Annotated in this window: 20 protein-coding genes; 5 read left to right on the top strand and 15 right to left on the bottom strand. The window is 73.4% G+C overall.

From position 1 onward, the window contains the following. Positions 1-14: 14 nt before the first annotated feature. The 3 genes from thrS to OUY22_RS08205 are packed head-to-tail and all read right to left on the bottom strand — an operon-like array spanning position 15 to position 3585. Positions 15-1979, bottom strand: coding sequence for a threonine--tRNA ligase (gene thrS, locus OUY22_RS08195; RefSeq protein WP_270154203.1), 1965 nt, complete (start codon positions 1977-1979; stop codon positions 15-17). Between the two features lie 43 nt (positions 1980-2022). After that, positions 2023-2643 (bottom strand): glycoside hydrolase family 25 protein, encoded by a 621-nt coding sequence (locus OUY22_RS08200; RefSeq protein ID WP_270154204.1) that lies wholly within the window; start codon positions 2641-2643, stop codon positions 2023-2025. Between the two features lie 30 nt (positions 2644-2673). Further along, entirely contained in the window at positions 2674-3585 is a 912-nt protein-coding gene (locus OUY22_RS08205; protein WP_270154205.1) for a TIGR03564 family F420-dependent LLM class oxidoreductase, read from the bottom strand. Positions 3586-3684: 99 nt separating this feature from the next. Between OUY22_RS08205 and pgm the strand changes: the two genes are divergently transcribed. Beyond that, positions 3685-5322, top strand: coding sequence for a phosphoglucomutase (alpha-D-glucose-1,6-bisphosphate-dependent) (pgm, locus tag OUY22_RS08210; RefSeq protein WP_270154206.1), 1638 nt, complete (start codon positions 3685-3687; stop codon positions 5320-5322). Here pgm and OUY22_RS08215 read toward each other — a convergent pair whose 3' ends face one another. Further along, positions 5323-6564: a hypothetical protein gene (locus OUY22_RS08215; RefSeq protein WP_270154207.1), complete on the bottom strand. Its 1242-nt coding sequence runs from the start codon at positions 6562-6564 to the stop codon at positions 5323-5325. 478 nt (positions 6565-7042) lie between these two features. On the opposite strand from OUY22_RS08215, the gene OUY22_RS08220 reads away from it, so the two are divergent. Then, positions 7043-8179, top strand: coding sequence for a cytochrome P450 (locus OUY22_RS08220; protein ID WP_270154208.1), 1137 nt, complete (start codon positions 7043-7045; stop codon positions 8177-8179). 16 nt (positions 8180-8195) lie between these two features. Beyond that, complete coding sequence (locus OUY22_RS08225; protein ID WP_408638126.1) at positions 8196-8609, top strand: DUF4031 domain-containing protein; 414 nt, start codon at positions 8196-8198, stop codon at positions 8607-8609. On the opposite strand, the gene OUY22_RS08230 is transcribed toward OUY22_RS08225, so the two are convergent. Continuing rightward, entirely contained in the window at positions 8586-10052 is a 1467-nt protein-coding gene (locus tag OUY22_RS08230; RefSeq protein ID WP_270154209.1) for an AAA family ATPase, read from the bottom strand. The two genes, OUY22_RS08225 and OUY22_RS08230, sit on opposite strands and share 24 nt — an antisense overlap. A 112-nt stretch (positions 10053-10164) precedes the next feature. After that, complete coding sequence (locus OUY22_RS08235; protein ID WP_270154210.1) at positions 10165-10770, bottom strand: HD domain-containing protein; 606 nt, start codon at positions 10768-10770, stop codon at positions 10165-10167. 122 nt (positions 10771-10892) lie between these two features. Here OUY22_RS08235 and OUY22_RS08240 point away from each other — a divergent pair, with 122 nt between their 5' ends. Further along, positions 10893-12053, top strand: a complete 1161-nt coding sequence (locus OUY22_RS08240) for an alpha-hydroxy acid oxidase (protein WP_270154211.1) — start codon at positions 10893-10895, stop codon at positions 12051-12053. Between the two features lie 43 nt (positions 12054-12096). Here OUY22_RS08240 and OUY22_RS08245 read toward each other — a convergent pair whose 3' ends face one another. The 8 genes from OUY22_RS08245 to OUY22_RS08280 all read right to left on the bottom strand — a co-directional run bounded on the left by OUY22_RS08245 (position 12097) and on the right by OUY22_RS08280 (position 19610). After that, the gene (locus tag OUY22_RS08245; protein WP_270154212.1) at positions 12097-12756 is read right to left on the bottom strand and encodes a 3-oxoacid CoA-transferase subunit B; all 660 of its coding nucleotides are present in this window, start codon (positions 12754-12756) and stop codon (positions 12097-12099) included. Further along, on the bottom strand, positions 12753-13427 hold the full coding sequence (locus tag OUY22_RS08250; protein ID WP_270154213.1) for a 3-oxoacid CoA-transferase subunit A: 675 nt from the start codon (positions 13425-13427) through the stop codon (positions 12753-12755). The genes OUY22_RS08245 and OUY22_RS08250 overlap by 4 nt, the downstream gene beginning before the upstream one ends. Then, a complete protein-coding gene (locus OUY22_RS08255; RefSeq protein ID WP_270154214.1) occupies positions 13424-14608 on the bottom strand; it encodes a thiolase family protein in 1185 nt (394 codons plus the stop codon). The genes OUY22_RS08250 and OUY22_RS08255 overlap by 4 nt, the downstream gene beginning before the upstream one ends. A gap of 215 nt (positions 14609-14823) precedes the next feature. Continuing rightward, complete coding sequence (locus tag OUY22_RS08260) at positions 14824-16368, bottom strand: FadD3 family acyl-CoA ligase (protein ID WP_270154215.1); 1545 nt, start codon at positions 16366-16368, stop codon at positions 14824-14826. Next, the gene (locus tag OUY22_RS08265; protein WP_270154216.1) at positions 16365-17540 is read right to left on the bottom strand and encodes a lipid-transfer protein; all 1176 of its coding nucleotides are present in this window, start codon (positions 17538-17540) and stop codon (positions 16365-16367) included. The genes OUY22_RS08260 and OUY22_RS08265 overlap by 4 nt, the downstream gene beginning before the upstream one ends. Beyond that, complete coding sequence (locus OUY22_RS08270) at positions 17537-17962, bottom strand: MaoC family dehydratase (RefSeq protein ID WP_270154217.1); 426 nt, start codon at positions 17960-17962, stop codon at positions 17537-17539. Before OUY22_RS08270 ends, OUY22_RS08265 begins: the two co-directional genes overlap by 4 nt. Next, positions 17959-18903 (bottom strand): bifunctional MaoC family dehydratase N-terminal/OB-fold nucleic acid binding domain-containing protein, encoded by a 945-nt coding sequence (locus tag OUY22_RS08275; RefSeq protein WP_270154218.1) that lies wholly within the window; start codon positions 18901-18903, stop codon positions 17959-17961. Before OUY22_RS08275 ends, OUY22_RS08270 begins: the two co-directional genes overlap by 4 nt. A gap of 98 nt (positions 18904-19001) precedes the next feature. Further along, positions 19002-19610 carry a TetR family transcriptional regulator gene (locus OUY22_RS08280; protein ID WP_270154219.1) on the bottom strand — a complete coding sequence of 203 codons (609 nt, stop codon included), beginning with the start codon at positions 19608-19610 and terminating at the stop codon, positions 19002-19004. Positions 19611-19760: 150 nt separating this feature from the next. Between OUY22_RS08280 and OUY22_RS08285 the strand changes: the two genes are divergently transcribed. Then, complete coding sequence (locus OUY22_RS08285; RefSeq protein ID WP_270154220.1) at positions 19761-20318, top strand: flavin reductase family protein; 558 nt, start codon at positions 19761-19763, stop codon at positions 20316-20318. Between the two features lie 63 nt (positions 20319-20381). On the opposite strand, the gene OUY22_RS08290 is transcribed toward OUY22_RS08285, so the two are convergent. Next, positions 20382-21185: an IclR family transcriptional regulator gene (locus tag OUY22_RS08290; RefSeq protein WP_270154221.1), complete on the bottom strand. Its 804-nt coding sequence runs from the start codon at positions 21183-21185 to the stop codon at positions 20382-20384. Positions 21186-21332: the final 147 nt, after the last annotated feature.

The following is a 21332-nucleotide window of genomic DNA, read 5'->3' on the forward strand; positions in this document are numbered from 1 at the left end:
GCCGGACCGGCCGGTCAGACCTGGATGCGGCGCTCGACGGCGTCGACGATCTCGGCGACCGCCTGGTCGACCGCGACCCCGTTCTTCTGCTCGCCGTCGCGGTAGCGGAAGGACACCGCCCCGTTGGCGATGTCGTCGTCGCCGGCCAGCAGCATGAAGGGCACCTTGGCCTTCTGCGCGTTGCGGATCTTCTTCTGCATGCGGTCGTCGGAGGCGTCGACCTCGACCCGGATGCCGCGCTCGCGCAGCTTCTTGGCGACGTCCTGCAGGTAGGGCACGTGGGCGTCGGCGATCGGGATGCCGACCGCCTGGACGGGCGCGAGCCAGGGCGGGAAGGCGCCGGCGTAGTGCTCGGTCAGCACGCCCAGGAAGCGCTCGACCGAGCCGAACAGCGCCCGGTGGATCATGACCGGGGTCTGGCGGCTGCCGTCGGCGGCCTGGTATTCGAGCCCGAACCGCTGCGGCTGGTTGAGGTCGAGCTGGATGGTGGACAGCTGCCAGGTGCGGCCGATCGCGTCCTTGGCCTGGACGGAGATCTTGGGGCCGTAGAAGGCCGCGCCGCCCGGGTCGTCGACCAGCTCCAGGCCCGACTCCTCGGCCGTCTCGCGCAGCGCCTGGGTGGCCTCGTCCCAGGCGGCGGGGTCGCCGATGAACTTCTCGGAGTCGTCGCGGGTGGACAGCTCCAGGTAGAACTCCGACAGGCCGAAGTCGCGCAGCACGCTGAGCACGAAGCCGAGCAGGCTCTTGATCTCGCCGACCATCTGCTCGCGGGTGCAGTAGATGTGGGAGTCGTCCTGCGTCATGCCGCGCACCCGGGTCAGGCCGTGGACCACGCCGGACTTCTCGTAGCGGTAGACGCTGCCGAACTCGCACAGCCGCAGCGGCAGCTCGCGGTAGGAGCGCCCGCGCGCCCGGAAGATCAGGTTGTGCATCGGGCAGTTCATCGGCTTGACGCGGTACTCGACGCCCTCCAGCTCGAAGGGCGGGAACATGTCGTCGGCGTACCACGGCAGGTGGCCGGAGGTTTCGAACAGCGTCGACTTGGTGATGTGGGGCGTGTTGACGAACTCGTAGCCCGCCTCGGCCTGGCGGCGGCGCATGTAGTCTTCCATCTCCTTGCGGATGATGCCGCCCTTGGGGTGGAAGACGGGAAGGCCGCTGCCCAGCTCCGGCGGGAAGCTGAACAGGTCGAGCTCGGCGCCGAGCCTGCGGTGGTCGCGCTTCTCGGCCTCCTCCAGCAGCTTGAGGTAGGCGTCCTGCTGGTCGCGGGACTCCCAGGCGGTGCCGTAGATGCGCTGGAGCTGCGGGTTCTTCTCGCTGCCGCGCCAGTAGGCGCCGCCCGAGCGCATGAGCTTGAACGCGGGGATGGACCGGGTGGACGGCACGTGCGGGCCGCGGCACAGGTCCTTCCAGCGCAGCGCGCCGGTCTTGGCGTCGAGGTTGTCGTAGATCGTGAGCTGGCCCGCGCCGACCTCGACGGACTCCTCGTCGGCGGCGCCGCCCTTGAGGCCGATCAGCTCCAGCTTGTAGGGCTCGCCGGCCAGCTCCTCGCGGGCCTCGTCGTCGCCGACGGGGCGGCGGGAGAACAGCTGGCCCTCCTTGACGATCTCGCGCATCCGCTTCTCGATGCGCTTGAGGTCGTCGGGCTGGAAGGCCTCGGGCACGTCGAAGTCGTAGTAGAAGCCGTTGTCGACCGGCGGGCCGATGCCGAGCCTGGCCTCGGGGAACAGCTCCTGCACGGCCTGGGCCATGACGTGCGCGGTGGAGTGGCGGACGATCGCCCGGCCCTCCTCGCTGGAGATCTCGATCGGCTCGACCGCGTCGCCGTCGGCCAGCGGGCAGGCCAGGTCACGCGCCTCGCCGTTGACCCGGGCGGCGATCACGGTGCGGCCGTCGGCGTCGAGCGCCTGGCCGGCCGTCGTGCCGGCCGCGACCACACGCTCGGCTCCGGCGAGGGTGATGCGTAGCTCGGCTGACACGATGGCTCCCTTGGATGACGTCGGCGGGTGACGAAAATCGATGCTATCGCGGGTCGAACCCCATCCTGGTCAGCCTTTTGCGCCCGCCCCTGAACACGTTCCGGTCGATGGGGCTGTTGGCGTGCTGGTGGATCGTCCAGTCATGCCACGGCCGGGGCACGACCGGCCGGCCGCGGGGCCGGTGCGGGCTGGCGATCCACAGCGGGTAGTCGCTCAGGCCCGCGCAGTTGCCGTCCTCGGCGAAGTTCTGGAAGGTGTAGACGAACGGCCGCACCCCGGTGCGCCGCTCCACGATGCCGCACCAGTAGCGGGCGAAGCGGGCGACCCGGTCGGGTCTCAGCCCGTCGTCGGTCTCGAGGTCGAGCGCGAGCAGGTCGCCCCGGCGCAGCCCGCCCGACGCCCTGATCGTGCCCAGGAAGTGGCGCGCCTGCTCCTCGGGATCGCCCTTGGGGCGTGCGAAGTGGTACGCGCCGCAGACGATCCAGTTCGCCCGCATCCGGTCCCAGTTGCGGGCGAACCAGTGATCGGTCCAGTCGCCGCCCTCGGTGGCCTTGACGAAGGCGAAGGCCACGCCCTTGCGGGCATGTTCGGCCCAGTCGACCGAGCCCTGCCAGTTGGACACGTCGATGCCGTGCAGCAGGCCATTGTCCCTGTCGGAGTACACCCTGCCGGAGTTTATGGGGACCTCTCCGGATCACCCCTTCGACGCGCCGATGAGCAGCTTGTGAGCACGCTCGCGGTCTCCGTACACCGCGGCCACGAAGTCGGTGACGCCCGCCCGGGCCAGGGCGTCGAGCTGGTCGCGCACCGCGTCCTCGTCGCCGACCACGGCGACGCCGCCGGGGCTCTCGACGCCTTCGCGGTCGAGCATGGCGCGGTAGGACGGGAGCTGGCCGTACATGACGAAGAGCTCGTCGGCCCTGGCCCTGGCGGCCTGCGGTTCGTCGGTGACGCAGACGGGGAGGGTGCAGACGACGCGCGGGGCGGGCCGGCCCGCCGCCTCGGCGGCGGCGTTGATGGTGGGCGCGATGTGCTCGGCGACGGTCCTGCGGCCGGTCATCCAGAGCACGGTCCCGTCGGCGACGGTGCCTGCCAGCTTGAGCATGCGCGGGCCGAGCGCGGCGACCAGCACCGGCAGGCCCGTCCCCGGCGTGCCGAGCCCGAGGCTGGCCCTGAGCGTCTCGCCGGTGTGATCGACCTGCTCACCGCGGGTGAGAGGCAGCAGGATCTCCAGGTACTCCTTCATGTGCCGGGCGGGGCGGTCGAAGCTGTAGCCGTACATGCCCTCGATGACGATCTGGTGCGACAGGCCGATGCCGAGGGCGAGCCGCCCGCCGAGCGCGGCGTTGACGGTCATGGCCTGCTGGGCGAGCACGGCGGGGTGGCGCGGGTAGGTGGGCACGACGCCGGTGCCGAACTCGATGTCCCGGCCGCCGGCCAGGGCGGCACTGCCGGCCACGGCGAGCGCGGTGAGCGCGTCCAGTCCGAAGATCTGGGACATCCAGACCGAGTCGAAGCCGTCGTCCGCGGCGCGGGCGATCCTGTCGCGCAGCGCGGGGAACGGGTCCTGGCCGGAGGGCTCGTTGATCAAGAGTCCGAATCGCATGCTTACAGAACTCCATTCTGGTCGGCTGGGGCGAGTGTAACCCCGGCGGCCCCGGGTGGCTCCGGAGCCGGGCCGGACCCCCGTTTGTAAAGTGGTCCCATGACCCACGAACGCGCGGGGCAGCCCGCTCAGCCCGAGGACCTGGTGGACGTGGCCCGGCTGGTGACCGCCTACTACGCGCTGCGCCCCGACCCCGCGGACCCCGGCCAGCGGGTCGCCTTCGGCACCTCGGGCCATCGCGGGTCGTCGTCGGCCTCGGCCTTCAACGAGCACCACATCCTGGCCACGAGCCAGGCCATCTGCGAGTACCGCCGGATGCAGGGCACCGACGGGCCGCTCTTCCTGGGCATCGACACGCACGCGCTGTCGGAGCCCGCGCGGGTGTCGGCGCTGGAGGTGCTCGCGGCCGGCGGCGTGGAGGTGCTGATCGACTCCCGCGACGGCTACACGCCGACGCCGGCCGTCTCGCACGCGATCCTGACCCACAACCGAGGCAGGACGTCGGGGCTGGCCGACGGCGTGGTGATCACGCCGTCGCACAACCCGCCGTCCGACGGCGGCTTCAAGTACAACCCGCCGCACGGCGGCCCCGCCGACACCGAGGCCACCTCGTGGATCCAGGACCGCGCCAACCGGCTGCTGGCCCAGGACCTCGACGGGCTGCGGCGGGTGCCCTACGCCGAGGCGCTGCGCACGGCCGGACGCTACGACTTCCTCGGCGCGTACGTGGACGACCTGCCCTCCGTCGTGGACCTCGACGCCATCAGGTCGGCCGGCGTGCGGATCGGCGCCGACCCGCTGGGAGGCGCGAGCGTGGCCTACTGGGGCGAGATCGCCGAGCGGCACCGCATCGACCTGACCGTGGTCAACCCGCTGGTCGACCCTGCGTGGCGGTTCATGACGCTCGACTGGGACGGCAGGATCCGGATGGACTGCTCGTCCCCGTACGCGATGGCGTCCCTGATCGGCGGCCGTGACCGCTTCCAGATCGCCACCGGCAACGACGCCGACGCCGACCGCCACGGCATCGTCACCCCCGACGGGCTGATGAACCCCAACCACTACCTGGCGGTCGCGACCTCCTACCTGTACGGCCACCGTGACGGCTGGCGGCGTGACGCCGGGGTGGGCAAGACCATGGTCAGCAGCGGCATCATCGACCGGGTGGCCGCGTCACTGGGACGGCGGCTGTACGAGGTGCCGGTGGGCTTCAAGTGGTTCGTGCCGGGGCTGCTCGACGGCTCGCTGGGGTTCGGCGGCGAGGAGAGCGCGGGAGCGTCGTTCCTGCGCCGCGACGGCTCGGTGTGGACCACCGACAAGGACGGGATCATCATGGCCCTGCTGGCGGCCGAGATCCAGGCGGTCACGGGGCGCTCGCCGGGCGACCACTACCGGGACCTGACCGAGCGGTTCGGCGAGCCCGCCTACGCCCGGGTGGACGCGCCGGCCACCCGCGAGGAGAAGGCGGTGCTGGGCAGGCTGTCGGCCGAGCAGGTGACGGCGTCCAGTCTGGCCGGGGAGCCGATCACCGCGGTCCAGACGGCCGCGCCGGGCAACGGGGCGTCGCTGGGCGGCGTCAAGGTCTCCACCGAGAGCGCCTGGTTCGCCGCCCGCCCGTCGGGCACCGAGGACGTCTACAAGATCTACGCCGAGTCGTTCCGCGGCCCGGACCACCTCGCCAAGGTGCAGGAGGAGGCCCGGTCGCTGGTCTCGGCGGCGCTCGGCCGCGACTCCTGATCAGGACTTGGCGAGCACCCGGCCGTCGTCGGCGATGGCCGGGAACGCGCCGGTGTCGACGATGCCGTGCTGCTGGTAGAGCTGTTCGATGAGGGCGTGGGCCGCGGGCTCCAGCTTCCACAGCGCCCGCCACTCCCGGGCGAGGGGCAGCGGGATGCCGACCTCCTGGGCGATGTCCACGGTGCGCGGCACCATCCCCTTGGCGATCCGCCGATCCCAGTAGGCGCGGGCCTGCCGCAAGAGCACGGCCCGCTGGGCGGTGTCGACGACCTGCGGGGCCGGGTCGATGACCGGGATCTCCTCGTCGTCCTCCTCCCGCACCAGCTCGGCGAGCGCGGGCGGCAACTCGGGCCGGGCGGGCACCGGCCGGTGGTCGCGCTCGGGCTCCCACGGCACCCGCGGGTCGGCGTCGATGAGCGCGGTGGTGTTGTAGAGGGCGGCGATCTGGGCCAGCAGCGCCTCCTGGCGGCCCGCGTCGACGGCCAGGCCGGTGTGCTCGACGGCCTGGTCCATGGCCTTGTCGAGCTTGGCCAGCGCGGCGCGCATCTTGCGGTCGGGGGCGCCCGCCTCGCGCAGCGCCTTGGCGCGCTTGGCCGCCAGCGCGACCCGGGTGAGCCTGCGGTGCGCGTCGACCTCGCTCGTGGTGCGGTCGCTGACCTCGGCCAGGCCGAGCCGGACCAGCAGCCGCTCGGGGGTGAGCCGCCAGTTGATGCGGCCGGTGCCGCGGATGCGGTGGCGCTCGATGGCCATGCCGCGCTCCCACAGCCAGGCGGCCACCAGCGGCGCGGCGAGCCGGAAAACCGCCTCGGGGAAGCTGCCGGCGTCCATGCTGGACAGCACCGCCGTCAGGCAGGTCAGCGCCCACACGGCGATGCCGTCGATGCCGGCCGAGAAGTTCTCCCGCATGTTGCGGCGGGCGCGCACGGCCGACGTGATGATGGCCACTTCGATGAAGGCGAACAGCAGCAGCCTCAGCGGGCCGTCCAGGCCCAGCACGTCACCGGAGAAGCGCCACATGCCCTGCGCGGACACGCCGGTCGCGATGGAGGCGGCCACGATGGTCAGCACGTCCTCGATGGGGCGGGGCGCGACGTAGCGGGAGAACAGCCAGGCGGTGGCCCGCCAGATGACGCGGAGCACCAGGAAGGCCAGGGCCAGCGCGGCCAGGCTCGCCAGCGCGATCACCGCGGTGGCGAGGGGCTTCTCGGTGATGAAGGTAGTGATTTCCTCAAATGTAGGCATCAGTCACTATCCGTGGAGGCTCAGTCTTGGGCTAACGATGACGAGATCATTGCAGACGGTAGCGGGCTTGTACGCCGAACTCCGGCTGCCGCACCGTTAGCCCCTGATTCCTCGTACGTCCCGGCGGCACTCCCGCCCTCACCCGCGGCGCACCCGCCGGTGACGGTCCGTCGCGACTCCCGGAGGGCGGGGCCGCAAGCCCGCGAATCGGGGGACCCTACCCGGCAGCCGGGGCGAGGGGCTCGAACCCGCCCGTCTACTCTCATCACCGGACGGTTCCGCCAGCAAGGTGGATGACCAGGGCGCTTACAGGAGACCGCGTACCTGAGACGGGATCTCATCTCGTCCTTCAGGAGGTCACCCGCACGGCCGCCGAGGTGGGACCATCTAGCCGGTGGATTATCCCAACGTGGTGTGATGCCTCCCAGCAGGACGGAATTTGATGTCAATCTCAGATGAGTTCCCCCTCGTTCAGTTCATGCGCGAGAAGTTCGACCCGGCGGAGGAGCTGCTCCGCATCCAGGCCGAGCATCCCGTCTACCCGATGAAGATCCCCGGTGACCAGACCGTCTACCTCATCACCCGCTGGGACGACGTCCGCGGCGTGCTGGGTGACCACGAGCGGTTCAGCAACGACTTCGCCGGCGTCATCGGCCTCGGCTCCAACCAGGAGGACCCCGGCGGCCTCGGCTTTCGCGACCCGCCCGAGCACACCCGGCTGCGCCGCTTCCTGACGCCCGAGTTCACCATGCGACGGCTGCGCCGGCTGGAGCCGCGCATCGAGGCGCTGGTCGCCGAGTGCCTGGACCGGATCGAGTCCAAGGGCTCGCCCGCGGACCTCATGGAGGACTTCGCGCTCCCCATCCCCTCGCTGGTGATCTCCGAGCTGCTCGGCGTCCCGTACGAGGAGCAGGCGGACTTCGTCAAGGTGAGCACGGACCGGTTCGACTTCACCGCCGGCCCCGAGGCGGCGCTGCAGGCGGTCAACGAGGCGATGACGTACCTGACCGACCTGGTCGCCCGCGAGCGGCGCCACCCCGGCGACGGGCTGCTCGGCCAGCTGCTGCAAGACCACGGCGACGAGCTGGACGACCGCACGCTGGCCAGCATGGCCGACGGCATGCTGACCGGCGGGCACGACACCAGCACGAGCATGCTCGCGCTCGGCAGCCTCTGGCTGCTGGAGAACCCCGAGCACGCCGCCAAGGTCCGCGAGGTCGACGGATACGTCGACGGGGTGATCGAGGAGCTGCTGCGCTACATGACCGTGGTGCAGGTGGCCTTCCCGCGCTTCGCCCGCCACGACCTGGAGCTGCACGGCCAGGAGATCAAGAAGGGCGAGCTGGTGCTGTGCTCGCTCGCCGCGGCCAACCGCGACCCGAACCTGGGCGAGGACATGGACCAGATCAAGCCGGGCCGCCAGACCGGCGGCTCCCATCTGGCGTTCGGGCACGGCATCCACCGCTGCATCGGCGCGCCGCTGGCGCAGATGGAGCTGCGCATCGCGTACCCGATGCTGCTGCGCCGCTTCCCGACGCTGCGGCTGGACGGCGAGCCGTCCTGGCGCAAGCTGGCCATCATCTACGGCGTGGACAAGCTGCCCGTGGCGTGGTGATGCGGTCACGTTCGGAGTGAGCCGGCCTGTCATCGGCCTGAGTGTGATCGTCGCCGTCGACCCCGGCGGCACGGTCACCGACACCGCGCCTACCCCGGCCGACGCCTACACCGGCCGACGCCTACCCCGGCCGACGCCTACCCTGGACGACGTGACGGTGCTCATCGATCCCCCGCAGTGGCCGGGGCCGCGCGGCCTGATGTGGTCGCACCTGGTCAGCGACGCGTCCCTGGACGAGCTCCACGCCTTCGCCGACCGGCTGGGCGTGCCCGGCCGGGCGTTCGACCGCGACCACTACGACGTGCCCGAGACCGTGCACGCGTTCGCCGTGTCGCTGGGCGCGCAGGCGGTCAGCTCCCGCGAGCTGCTCCAGCGGCTGATCGCCGCCGGGCTGCGGCGCCGTAAGCTACCCGCCCGGGCCGTGAAATGACGCCCCGCTGACGTACGGGAGGGCGTAGGCGCCCTCCGGCGGCGGCTCGTCGTCGGCGCCCGGCTCTCCCGAGCCGAGCAGGGTGCGGGTGAGCGCCGCGCGTTCGTGCAGCATCTCGTCCAGCGCCCGGTTCAGGTGGTCGTCGGTGATCGCCGGCAGGCCGGCGTCGTGCGCGAGCGCCTCCAGCGCCGCCCGGCGCAGCAGCTCCTTGAAGAACGAGGCGGTCGCGCCTTCCGTACGCGTCACGACGGGATCGAGGTCGGCCCGCAGCGGCAGGTCGCGCGCGTAGAGGCGCAGCAGCGCGGCCCGCCCGGCGGCGTCGGGCCTGGGGATCTCCACGGCCAGGTCGACCCGGCCGGGCCGATCGGCCAGTGCGCGTTCGAGCACGTCGGCCCGGTTGGTGGTGAGCACGAACGTCACGTCGGCGTCGGAGCCGACCCCGTCCATGGCGTCGAGCAGCGCGAACAGCACCGGATTGCCGTCGTCGGCGAACGCCCGGTCGCGCGCCACCAGGTCGACGTCCTCCAGCACCACGATGGCCGGCTGGAGCCTCCTGGCGAGCCCGGCCGCCTGCGACACGTACTGGATCGCCGTGCCGGTCATCACGATCACGGTGCAGCCGGTCATCCTGGCCAGGAGGTAGCGGACGGTGTGGGTCTTGCCGGTGCCGGGCGGGCCGTGCAGCAGCAGGCCGCGCTTGAGGTGCTGGCCGTGCGCGCGCAGCCGCGCGGCCTGCTCGGCGATGCCGACGATGTGGCGTTCGATCGTGTCCAGCACGCCGTCGGGCAGCACCACCTGGTCGGCCCCCAGCCGGGGGCGGGGCAGGAAGGTCACCAGGTCGTTGCCGCGGTGCTCGCTCCACGCGAACGACAGGACCTGCCCGCGGTAGATGTCGTGCTCGCGCATCAGGCGCTCGATCTCGTCGCGGGTGTCCTTGGCCGCCTGCCTGCCGGGCGCCAGCACGACCACCTGGCAGTGCGTCGGCAGGTGCTCCTGCGGGCCGCGCAGCGCCAGGACCACCGGCGTGCCGCCGGGGGCCCGGGTGAGCACCAGCCCCAGCGAGATCACCTCGGTGGTCTCGTCGGGGCCGATCGCGGCGGTCTCGTAGTCGACCGCGCCCGGCTCGTACTGCTCCCAGCCGCGGGCGGCGCGGGCCAGCATGTTGACGATGTCGTCGTGCTCGCGGCCCTGACCGGCGATGCCGAACCACTCCGCGTCGGGGGTGCGCGCGGCGAGATAGGCGTCGACGCCGCGCTGCAGGTTGACGTGCTCCCAGCCGGGGAAGCCCGCCACCACGTTGACCACGTGCTTCAGCTCGCAGCCCAGGTGGGCGGTCACGCGGGTCACCAGCTCGGGCTGTTCGTCGCCGGCGAGGGCGCGGTGGGCGTCGTGGATCAGCTCTTGCAGCGCCCGGGCGAGTGACCGGGCGTCGGCGATGTCCATCCCCCCACCCTGACAGACGGCGGTGCCGCGTGCCCCTGGTTGGCGGCAGGCTCTCCTCAGCGCTCCAGCCTCAGCGCTCCAGCCTCAGCGTTCCAGCCTCAGCGTTCCAGCCTCAGCGTTCCAGCGCGGCCAGCTCCGCGCTCATGGCCCGCCGGGCGCGCGCCTCCCACAGCTCCCGCGCCGGGGGCGTCCGGTAGAGGCGGGGCGCGGCGAGCAGGCGGCGCAGCACCCCGGCCCGGCCCCGCCTGAACAGCTCGTCGGGCACGTGCGCGTACTCCTGCCGGATCCTGGCCGCGTAGCCGGCGTAGCCGTCCGCGCCCAGCACCGCCAGGTCGGCGTCGCAGAGCACGGCCCCGTCGCGGTCTCCTTCGGCCAGGGTGTCGTGCGCCGCGGTCAGCCGTACCAGCCTGGCCACCTGCGCCACCCGGCCGGCGGGCACGCCGCAGCGGGGCAGGCGGGCCTGGGCGAGCTGGGCGCTGCGCTCCTCGTCCCATCCGGGCCTGCCGTCGTAGACGGCGTCGTGGAACCAGGCGGCCAGCCGCACCGTCACGGGGTCGCCGGCCCACTCCTCGATGAGGTCGACGGCGCGCAGCACGGCCCGCAGGTGATCGAGGTCGTGGTAGCGCCGGTGCGGCTGCGACCACCGGGCCACCAGCTCCGCCCCCACCGCGTCGCCGGCCCGGGACTCGCCGACGAGTTCGCGCCATCCGTCCAGCACGCGGCCCACTCTAACCGTGCCGATCGGTTCACCTGTGGCCGCGGGCTTGTTAGCGTGGCGGCATCGAGCATGGGCCGGGCGCGGGTCGGCGGCTGCCGCGGTGGCGGGAGCTGCGGGCCTTCGTGCCCAGGAGGCGGGCGGGGGGCGGGCCGGCCGGGGTGTCCGGGGCGGCCGACCTGGCGGACGTCCGGCGGCTGGCGCGGCGGCGGGCGCCTCGGGTGGTGTTCGACTACGTCGACGGCGCCGCCGAGGGCGAGCTGTCGGCGGCGCGTGCGGCGGAGGCGTTCGCGCGGGTGGAGTTCCGGCCGCACGTGCTGCGTGACGTGGCGCGGGCCGACACCGGGACCCTCGTCCTGGGGCGGCGGGTCGCGATGCCGGTGGTGCTCGGGCCGACGGGGTTCACCCGGATGATGCACCGGGCCGGTGAGCCGGCCGTGGCCAGGGCCGCGGCCCGCGCCGGAGTCCCGTACACGCTGTCCACCATGGGCACCACGAGCGCGGCGGACGTGGCCGCGGCGGCGCCCGGCGGGTGGAACTGGTTCCAGCTGTACGTGGTGCGTGACCGGGGCCGGGTCAGGGAGTGGCTGGCGCAGGCCCGCGCGGCGGGCATGGACGTGCTGGTGGTCACCGTGGACGTGCCGGTGGCCGGCGGGCGGCTGCGTGACGTGCGCAACGGCATGACCATGCCGCCGTCGCTGCGCTGGAGCGGGCTGGCGCAGGCGCTGACCCGGCCGGCCTGGTGGTTCGACTTCCTGACGAGCGAGCCGTTGCGGTTCGCGACGGTGGAGGGGGCGCCGGAGGACCTGGCGGGGATCACGAACCTGATGTTCGACCCGACGGTGACGGTCCGCGACCTGGAGTGGATCCGCGCGGAGTGGGGCGGGCGGCTGCTGGTGAAGGGGGTGCAGCGGGTCGACGACGCCAAGGAGCTGGCGGCGGCGGGGGTGGACGGCCTGGTGGTGTCCAACCACGGCGGCCGGCAGCTCGACCGCGCGCCCACGCCGCTGGAGCTGCTGCCGGAGGTGGTGGCGGCGGTGGGCGACAGGACCGAGGTGTTCCTCGACGGCGGCGTCCGCAGCGGCGCGGACGTGGCCGCGGCGGTGGCGCTGGGCGCGCGGGCCTGCCTCGTCGGCCGCGCCTACCTGTACGGCCTCATGGCCGGGGGCGAGGCGGGCGTGGACCGGGTGCTCGCGATGCTCCGCGCCGAGCTGGTCCGCACGCTCCAGCTGCTGGGCGTCGGCGGGGTGGGCGAGCTGGACCGGGACGCGGTCCGGCTGCGCTGAACCCGGCTGCGCTGATCGCGACGCCGGTCCCGGCCGCCCGCGGTCAGCTCCGGCGGACGGGGATCTCCAGCCGCTCGGCCAGCTCGTCGAAGCCGATGCCGTACGTCTCCGCCACCGTGACGCCTTCTGGGCCGAGATGGAAGATCGCCCGGTCGGTGTAGAGGCGGCTCACGCACGCCAGCCCGGTGAGCGGGTAGGTGCACGCGGGGACGAGCTTGGGCGTGCCGTCCTTGGCGAACAGCGTCATCATGACGAACACGTTCTTGGCGCCGATGGCCAGGTCCATGGCCCCGCCGACGGCGGGGATGGCGTCGGGGGCGCCGGTGTGCCAGTTGGCCAGGTCGCCGCGCTGTGACACCTGGTACGCGCCGAGCACGCACACGTCGAGGTGGCCGCCGCGCATCATGGCGAAGGAGTCGGCGTGGTGGAAGTAGGACGCGCCGGGCAGCTCGGTGACGGGGATCTTGCCGGCGTTGGTGAGGTCCGGGTCGACGTCGTCGCCCGTGGCGGCGGGGCCCATGCCGAGCATGCCGTTCTCGGTGTGCAGGATGACGCCCGAGTCGGCGGGCAGGTGCTCGGCGACCGTGGTGGGCTGGCCGATGCCGAGGTTGACGAAGGCGCCGCGCGGGATGTCGCGGGCGACCACGGCCGCCAGTTCCTCGCGGCCGAGCGGCCCGCGGTCCAGGTGCTCGACGGTGCTCATGCGACCTCCTCGGCCTTCGTGTCCAGGATCCGGTCGACGTAGACGCACGGGGTGACGACCGCCTCCGGGTCCAGGTCGCCGACCTCGGCCACGCGGCGCACCTGTGCGATCGTCAGGGCGGCCGCGGTCGCCATGACGGGGCCGAAGTTGCGCGCGGTCTTGCGGTAGACGAGGTTGCCGAGCCGGTCACCGACGTGCGCGGCGATGAGCGCCACGTCGCCCCTGATCGGGTACTCCAGCACGTGCTCGCGGCCGTCGATGACGCGCGTCTCCTTGCCCTCGGCCAGCGGCGTGCCGGCGCCGGTCGGGCAGTAGAACGCGCCGATGCCGGCCCCGGCGGCGCGCAGCCGTTCGGCGAGCGTGCCCTGCGGCACCAGCTCCAGCTCGATCCGGCCCGCGCGGTAGAGGCCGTCGAACACCCACGAGTCGCTCTGCCTCGGGAACGAGCAGATCATCTTGCGCACCCGGCCGGCGGCGAGCAGCGCCGCCAGGCCGGTGTCGCCGTTGCCGGCGTTGTTGCTGACCACGGTGAGGTCCTCGGCGCCCTGCCGGATCAGCGCGTCGACGAGCGTGACGGGCATGCCGGCCATGCCGAAGCCGCCGATGAGGACGGTCGAGCCGTCCTGGACGCCGGCGAGCGCCTCGTCCGGGTCGGTGAAGATCTCGGTCATGCGGCGCTCACGTTCTCCAGGACGACGGCCAGGCCCTGGCCGACGCCGATGCAGATGGCGGCGACGCCCCACCGCTCGCCCCGCTCGCGCAGGACGTGGGCCAGCGTGCCGAGGACGCGCCCGCCGGAGGCGCCCAGCGGGTGGCCGAGGGCGATGGCGCCGCCCTTGACGTTGACGATCTCCGGGTCGATCCCCCAGGCGTCCACGCAGGCCAGCGACTGCACGGCGAAGGCCTCGTTCAGCTCGACCGCGCCGACGTCGTCCCAGCCGATCCCGGCCCGTCTCAGCGCCTGGTTGGCCGCCTCGACCGGCGCGTACCCGAAGGCCTGGGGTTCGAGCGCGGCGGCGCCGCGTCCGGCGACGCGCGCGAGCGGCGCGCCCAGCCGGTCGGCGGCCCGCTCGGAGCCGAGCACGAGCGCGGACGCGCCGTCGCTGAGCGGCGAGGCGTTGCCGGCGGTGATCGTGCCGTCGGGCCGGAACGCGGGCTTGAGCCTCGCCAGCACCTCGGGCGTGGACCCGGGCCTGATGCCCTCGTCGCGGGCCAGGTCGGCGCCCTCGACCGGCGTCACCAGGTCGTCGTAGAACCCGGCGGCCCAGGCGTCGTCGGCCAGCGCGTGCGAACGGGCCGCGAAGGCGTCCTGGCGCTCCCTGGAGATGGAGAACTTCTCCTGGAGCTGCTCGTTGGCCTCGCCGAGAGAGACCGTCCACTCCTTCGGCATGCGCGGGTTGACCAGCCGCCAGCCGAGCGTGGTGGACACGGCGGTGACGTCGCCCGCGGGGAAGGCCCGCGACGGCTTGGGCAGCACCCACGGCGCCCGCGTCATCGACTCCACCCCGCCGGCCACCACGACGTCGGCGTCGCCGCTCTCGACCGTGCGCGAGGCCGCCATGGCGGCGTCCAGGCTCGATCCGCACAGCCGGTTGACGGTGACGGCGGAGATCGTCACCGGCAGTCCCGCGAGCAGCACGGCCATCCGGCCCACGTTGCGGTTGTCCTCGCCGGCGCCGTTGGCGTTGCCCCACACCACGTCCCCGATGTCCGCCGGGTCCAGGCCGGGCACCTTGGCCAGGACGCCGCGCAGCGCGGCGGCGGCCAGATCGTCCGGCCGGACACCGGCGAGCGCGCCGTCGAACCTGCCGAACGGCGTCCGGGTGGCGGCGTAGACGAAGGCCGAACCCATCACGTCCTCCCCTTCTGTTCGCTATGCGAACAAGGGTTCCTTATGCGAACAATCTGTAGCCTACTCGGCCAACACCCGTGCCCGCATCCGCCGTACAGTCACACCACCCCGAACGGAGGCCGCATGGGCGGGCCGGGTGGTGGGCGGGTCGGGCCGGCGGCACGTGATCGACGAGCGGGGGGCGCGGCTCGTCGATACGGATTCGTCTGAGGCGGTCAGGACTTCGCCAGGGCCGCCTTGTCTATCTTGCCGGTGGCGTTGCGGGGCAGGCCGGCGAGCAGGACGACCTCGCGGGGCACCTTGAAGTTGGCCAGCCGCTCCCGGCAGTGGCCGATCAGTTCCTCCGGCGTGACCGCCGCGCCGGGGCGGGGCACCACGTAGGCCCGGCCCACCTCGCCCAGACGGGCGTCCGGCACGCCGGTCACCACGGCCTCGGCCACCGTGCCGTGCGCGGCCAGCACCTGCTCGACCTCGGCCGGGTAGACGTTGAAGCCGCCGGTCACGTACATGTCCTTCGAGCGGCCGGTGATGGTGAGGTAGCCGCGCCCGTCCAGCCGGCCCCGATCGCCGGTGATCAGCCAGCCGTCCCTGACGGCGGCGGCCGTGGCGGCCTCGTCGCCGAGGTAGCCGAGCATCACGTTGTGGCCCCGTACCAGGATCTCGCCGTCCTCGCCGGCCGGGAGCGGCTCGCCTCCGGGGCCGGCGACGCGCACCTCGACGCCCTCGATGGGCCGGCCCGAGGTGGTGGCCACGGTCAGGTCGTCGTCGTCCACGGAGCAGGCGGTGACCGTGCCGCACGACTCGGTGAGCCCGTACGCGGTGACGACCTCGGGGAACAGCTCGGCCCGCATCCGCCGCACCAGCGCCACCGGCACCACCGAGGCGCCGGTGACCGCGAGCCGCAGCGACGACAGGTCGTGGCGGGCCCGCTCGGGGGCGTCGAGCAGGGTGATGTAGACGGTCGGCGCGCCGGGCAGGACCGTGATCCGCTCGGCCTCGATCAGCCGCATCGTCTCGCCCGCCTCGAACACCGGCTGCAGCACCATGGTGGCGGCCCTGATCAGGCAGGAGAAGACCCCGGCCTTGTAGCCGAAGGAGTGGAAGAGCGGGTTGACGATCAGGTAGCGGTCGCCGTGGCGCAGCCCGGTCCTGTCGGCCCAGGCGCGGTTGGTGCGGACGTCCTGGCGGTGGGTGCACATGGCGCCCTTGGACCGGCCGGTGGTTCCGGAGGTGAACAGGATGTCGGCCACGTCGTCGGGCCGCACGGCGGCGGCGCGGGCGTCCGCCTCCTCGTCGGTGACGGCCGCGCCGGCCGCCAGGAAGTCCTCCCAGGCGGTGGCGCCGGGGCGGGGTTCGGCGTCGTACGTGACGGCGGTCAGGCCGGGAGCGGGGCCGAGCATGGCGAGATAGCCATTGCCGAGGAAGCCGTCCTCGGTGAAGACCAGCCGCACGCCGGCCCGGCCCAGCATCCAGCGGGCCTCCTCGCCCTTGTAACGGGTGTTGACCGGGACGACGACGGCGCCGGCGGCCAGCGCGCCGAGCGCGGTCACCACCCAGCGGTGGCTGTTGGGCGCCCAGATGCCGATCCGGTCGCCGTGCCGGACGCCGGCGGCGGCGAAGGCCTTGGCCGCCTCGCGCACCCGGGCCCGCAGCCGGGCGTAGGTGAGCCGGACCGCGCCGTCGACCAGCGCCTCCACGTCCGGGTGCGCGTCCGCCGCGTGGTCCAGGAGTGCGGGGATCGTCAGCGGCTCCGGGCTCATCGGCCGGCTCCCAGGATCAGGCCGCTGGTCGGCACGCCGGTGCCCGCCGTGACGAGGACGTGCCGTACGGAAGGAGGCTGGTTCACGGAGGTGCCCCGGACCAGGCGCACCGCCTCGGCGATGCCGTTCATGCCGTGGATGTACGCCTCGCCGAGCTGGCCGCCGTGGGTGTTGACCGGCAGCCGTCCGCCGACCTCCAGATGGCCGTCGGCGATGAAGTGCCTGGCCTCTCCCCTGCCGCAGAACCCGAGCTCCTCCAGCTGCGGCAGCACCAGCGGCGTGAAGTGGTCGTAGAGGATCGCCGCGTCGACGTCGGCGGGGCCCAGCCCGCTCTGCCCGTAGAGCTGCCGTCCGACCAGGCCCATCTCCGGGATGCCGGTGATGTCCTGCCGGTAGTAGCTGGTCATCATGTGCTGGTCGGCGCCGGAGCCCTGGCCGGCCGCGAGGACCAGCGCGGGCGGGTGCGGCAGGTCGCGCGCGCGTTCGGCGGAGACCACCACGAGGGCCTGCCCGCCGTCGCTCTCCTGGCAGCAGTCGAGCAGCCGCAGCGGCTCGGCGATCCAGCGTGAGGCCTGGTGGTCGGCCAGGGTGATCGGCCGCCCGTGGAACCAGGCCGCCGGGTTGACGGCGGCGTGCTTGCGGTCGACCACCGCCACCCGGCCGAAGTCCTCGGTGGTCGCCTTGTACTCGTGCATGTAGCGGCGGGCGAACATGGCCACCCACTGCGCCGGGGTGAACAGCCCGAACGGGCTGACCCAGGAGAACGCGGCGTCGTCGGCCCCGGCGCCGGAGGGCGCGTCCGCCCGGCCGAGGCCGAACCGGTGCCCGGACCGCTCGTTGAAGGCCCGGTAGCAGACGACGACCTCGGCCACCCCGGTCGCCACCGCCATCGCGGCCTGCTGGACGGTGCCGCAGGCCGCGCCGCCGCCGTGCGGGACGCGGGAGAAGAACCGCAGCTCGCCGATGCCGGTGCTGCGGGCGATGTGGATCTCGGAGCTGGAGTCGGCGGTGAACGTCACCATCCCGTCCACGTCGGACGGCCGCAGCCCGGCGTCGGCGACGGCGGCGAGCACCGCCTCGCAGGCCAGCCGGAGCTCGCTGCGGCCGGAGTCCTTGGAGAACTCGGTGGCGCCGATCCCGGCGATCGCCGCCCGCCCCGACAGCCCGCTCACGGCTCCTCCCCGCGGGGCAGCCGCACCGCGACGACGCCGGTGACGTGCGCGCCGAGGCCGTTGTCGCCGCGCACCGCGATCTCGACCCGGTGGTCCTCGTCGTGCTTGGCGGTGACCGCGCCGGTCAGCACCATCGTGTCGCCGGGATAGTTGGGCGCGCCGAGCCTGATCTTGATCGCCTTGACCTCGGCCGCCGGCCCGGCCCACTCGGTGACGTACCGGTCGATGAGGCCGTTGGTGGTCAGGATGTTCATGAACACGTCCTTGGAGCCCCGCTCGACGGCCAGGCCGGGGTCGTGGTGCACGTCCTGGTAGTCGCGGCTCGCGATCGCCGTCGCCACGATGAGCGTGCGGGTGAGCGGGACGGGCAGCACGGGCAGCGTCTCACCGACCGTCACCTCCTCGTACGTACGGCTCCTCATGGCGTCACCGGCCGGAACGCCGGCAGCGTCAGGCCGGGGTCCGGGTCGAGCCATTCCAGGGCGACCGGCATGTCGATCACGACCTCCTCGGGGGTGACGCCGACCAGGTTGGCGACGAGCCGGGTGCCTTCCTCCAGCTCGACGAGCGCCACCAGGTACGGGGACTCGAAGGCCGGGTGGCGGGGGTGGTGGCTGACCACGAAGCTGTGGACCCGGCCCCGGCCGGACGCCTCGGCGGTGTCCCAGTCGTACGAGCCGCACCGCGGGCAGCACGGACCGGGAGGGTGGCGCAGGGCGGCGCAGCCGGAGCAGCGCTGGATGACGAGGCGGTGCTCGCGCGCGGCCTCGAACCAGAACGCGTTGTCCCGGTTGACGGCGGGCCTCGGCCGCAACGCCTTCGGGGCCTGGGGCTGTTCGGGGCGGAACCACAGCATGCGCCAGCGCTGCTCGGCCACGACCTCGCCGTGCTGGTCCAGGTACGTGCGCCGGGTGGTCACGAAGCGCCCGGCGCCCAGCGCGGTCCGCTTCTCCGGCGAGATCGACTCGACGGTCTCCCGCACCCCGACGTGGTCGCCGACGACCAGCTCGCGGTGGAACGCGAACTCCGAGTCCGTCGCGACCACGGAGGTGTAGCCGCCCTCGGCCAGCAGCGCGATCAGCCCGCCCAGGCCCGATCCGTCGTCCTGCCGGGCCGCGGTGGCGGCGTATCCCGGCATGGTCCAGGCCTGGGTCATCGAGGCGGGGGCGACGATGCCGGCGCGGCCGGTCTCGCGGGCGGCCGTCTCGTCGAGGTAGATCGGGTTGCGGTCCCCCATCGCCTCGACCCAGTGACGGATCATCGGCACGTTGACCGGGTCGGGGCCGGGGCGCGGCTGGAGCACCTCCCGTCCGGTGAACTCCTGCAGCCGCTCGTCGTAGCCATCCTGCTCTGTCAGGGCCAACGGGGTCCTCCCTGGGCATGCCTGCCGGTCTCAGACGTTAGCCACGCGGCGTCCCGGCGAGGAGTGCCGATCCCGCTGAACGGGAGCGATCAGCGGGGTCAGGCGTTCGACCGCCCGGCGAGCAGGAGCCGGCAGGCGATGCGCAGGTCGTCCTCCATCTGGTGGATCGGCAGCCGCCCGTTGAGCGCCGACTGCAGCACCCCGTACCAGCACTGCACCAGCAGCCGCACCAGCGTGACGTCCGCCGGGGCGGGCTCGGGCAGGGCGAGCGTGCGCAGGATGAGGTCGCGGGAGGTGTCCTCGATCCGGGCGGCGTCGGCGACCACGGACGGGTTGGCGGTCGCGGCGGCCTGGAGCATCGCGGCGGCGAGCACGGGCCGGCGCAGCAGCTTGCAGCTGGCCTGGACGAGCACGTCGGCGACCGCGTCCTCCGGCGGCGTGCCGGGCGGCGGGCCCGCGACGCCCCGGCCGAACCCGTCGATCTGCTCGGCGAGCACCGCCGTGAACAGATGGATCTTGGAAGGGAAGTAGCGGTAGAGGGTGGCGATGGCCACCCCCGCCTCCTTGGCCACCTCGTGCATCTGCACGCGCTCCAGGTCCCTGTCGGACCCGATGCGCGCCGCCGCCCCGAGGATGCGCAGGTGGCGCGCCCGCTGCTCCGGCGAGCTGGGCTCGGCCGGTGTCCTGACCTCGGCGATCCGCGGCACCCGCTCCCTCCGCCCGGTCCGTGGGATGGGACGACGATACCCGCCTCCGGCCGCCCCCGGCCCCGGCCTTCCGCTCAACGGGATACCGGTCGCGGAATGCCGGGCCGGGGTTTGGTGGTTCGATGGGTCAAGCGTGTGTGAGGGGAAGTCATGACAGCCGAGTTCGCCGACGACGAGCCCACGGCGGACCCGCCCGCGCCGGCGGAGTTCCGCCGGGCGATGGGGAGGTTCGCCAGCGGGGTGACCGTGATCACCGGGCTCGACGAGGGCGGGCCCGTCGGTTTCGCGTGCCAGTCGTTCGCCTCGGTGTCGCTGGAGCCGCCGCTGGTCCTGTTCTGCGCCGATCATCGCGGGCGGGCCTGGCCGCGCATCAGGAAGAGCGGCCGGTTCTGCGTGAACGTCCTCGGCGAGGGCCAGACCGAGCTGTGCCGGCGGTTCGGGTCCAGCACGGGCAGGAAGTTCGACGGCCTCGGCTGGGACCTGTCCCGCTGGGGCGTCCCGGCGCTGCGCGAGGTGCTGCTGCGGGTGCACGGCGAGGTGCGCGACGTGCACGCGGCGGGCGACCACGACGTGGTCATCGGGCTGGTACGGGAGCTCGAACCGGTCAGGGAGCAGCGGCCGATGCTGTTCTACCGCGGCCGGTTCGGCGTGGGCGAGCGGCCGCCCGGCGAGCCGGGCGCCCACCTGTGGAGCTGGGGCGACTACTGACCGGGGCGCCCGCCTGCGGAGCCGGCGGCTGCTGAGCCGGACGCCCGCCTGTGGAGCCGGCGGTTACCGAGCCCGGTCTCGGCCGGTGGTGAGCAGCCGCAGCTCGGGTGCCCGTCCCCGGTGCGGCGCCTCGGGCGCGGGGGCCAGCGCCCGTGCGGCCTGCCGTGCGGCGTCCGCGACCAGCGGCGCCACCCGCTCCAGCGGCGCGCGGGAGTCTCCCGCCAGTGAGATGGCCGCCAGCGGCCCCCGGGGGCCGCGGATCGCCGCCGCGACCGAGGTGACGCCGGGGAAGCAGTCGCCGCGTTCGAAGGCCAGCCCGCGGCGCTGCCGGATCCGGTGCAGCTCCTGGTGCAGGGAGCCCGGGTCGCCGACGAGCGCGTGCGCCCGCTCCGGCGCCAGCCAGGCGAGGATCGCCCTGCCGAGCGCGGTGGCGTGGGCGGGAGACCGCCCTCCGACCCGCGTCGGCACCGACCGGGCGGACCGGCCGCCGGCCTTGTCCAGGTAGTGGACGTCCGCGCCGTCGAGGACGGCGAGGTGGGCGACCAGGCCGGTGTTCAGCTGGAGCTCGTGCAGCAGCGGCGCGGCGGCCTCGCGGATCTCGCCGTGACCGCCGCCCCCGCCGCCGAGGCCGAGCGCGCGCCGGCCGAGCCCGTAGCCCGAGGAGGTGTGGTCCAGCCAGTCGAGCCGGACGAGCTGGTCGAGGATGCGGTGCGCGGTCGAGCGCGGCAGCCGCGTGCGGCGGGCCACGTCCTCCAGGGTGAGGCGGGCGGACCGGCCGGCGAACGCGTCCATGATGAGCGTCATCCGCTCCACCATGGACGGCGGCGGCCCGGGGTCGGTGCTGAGATCGGTGCTGAGAGAGGTCATCGCACCCGCCAAAGCTGAAATGAATTCTTGTGTGGACACTAACAAGGCGGCATCCCCGGTGGGAAGCCGTACGAGGTTCGCCGTGTCACCCACGCGCGCCGAGACCGGGAGGAGCTTTCCGCGCCGGGACGTCGAGGGCCTTGCCGG

The organism is Nonomuraea corallina, from assembly GCF_027620315.1.
Classification (GTDB): Bacteria; Actinomycetota; Actinomycetes; order Streptosporangiales; family Streptosporangiaceae; genus Nonomuraea; species Nonomuraea corallina.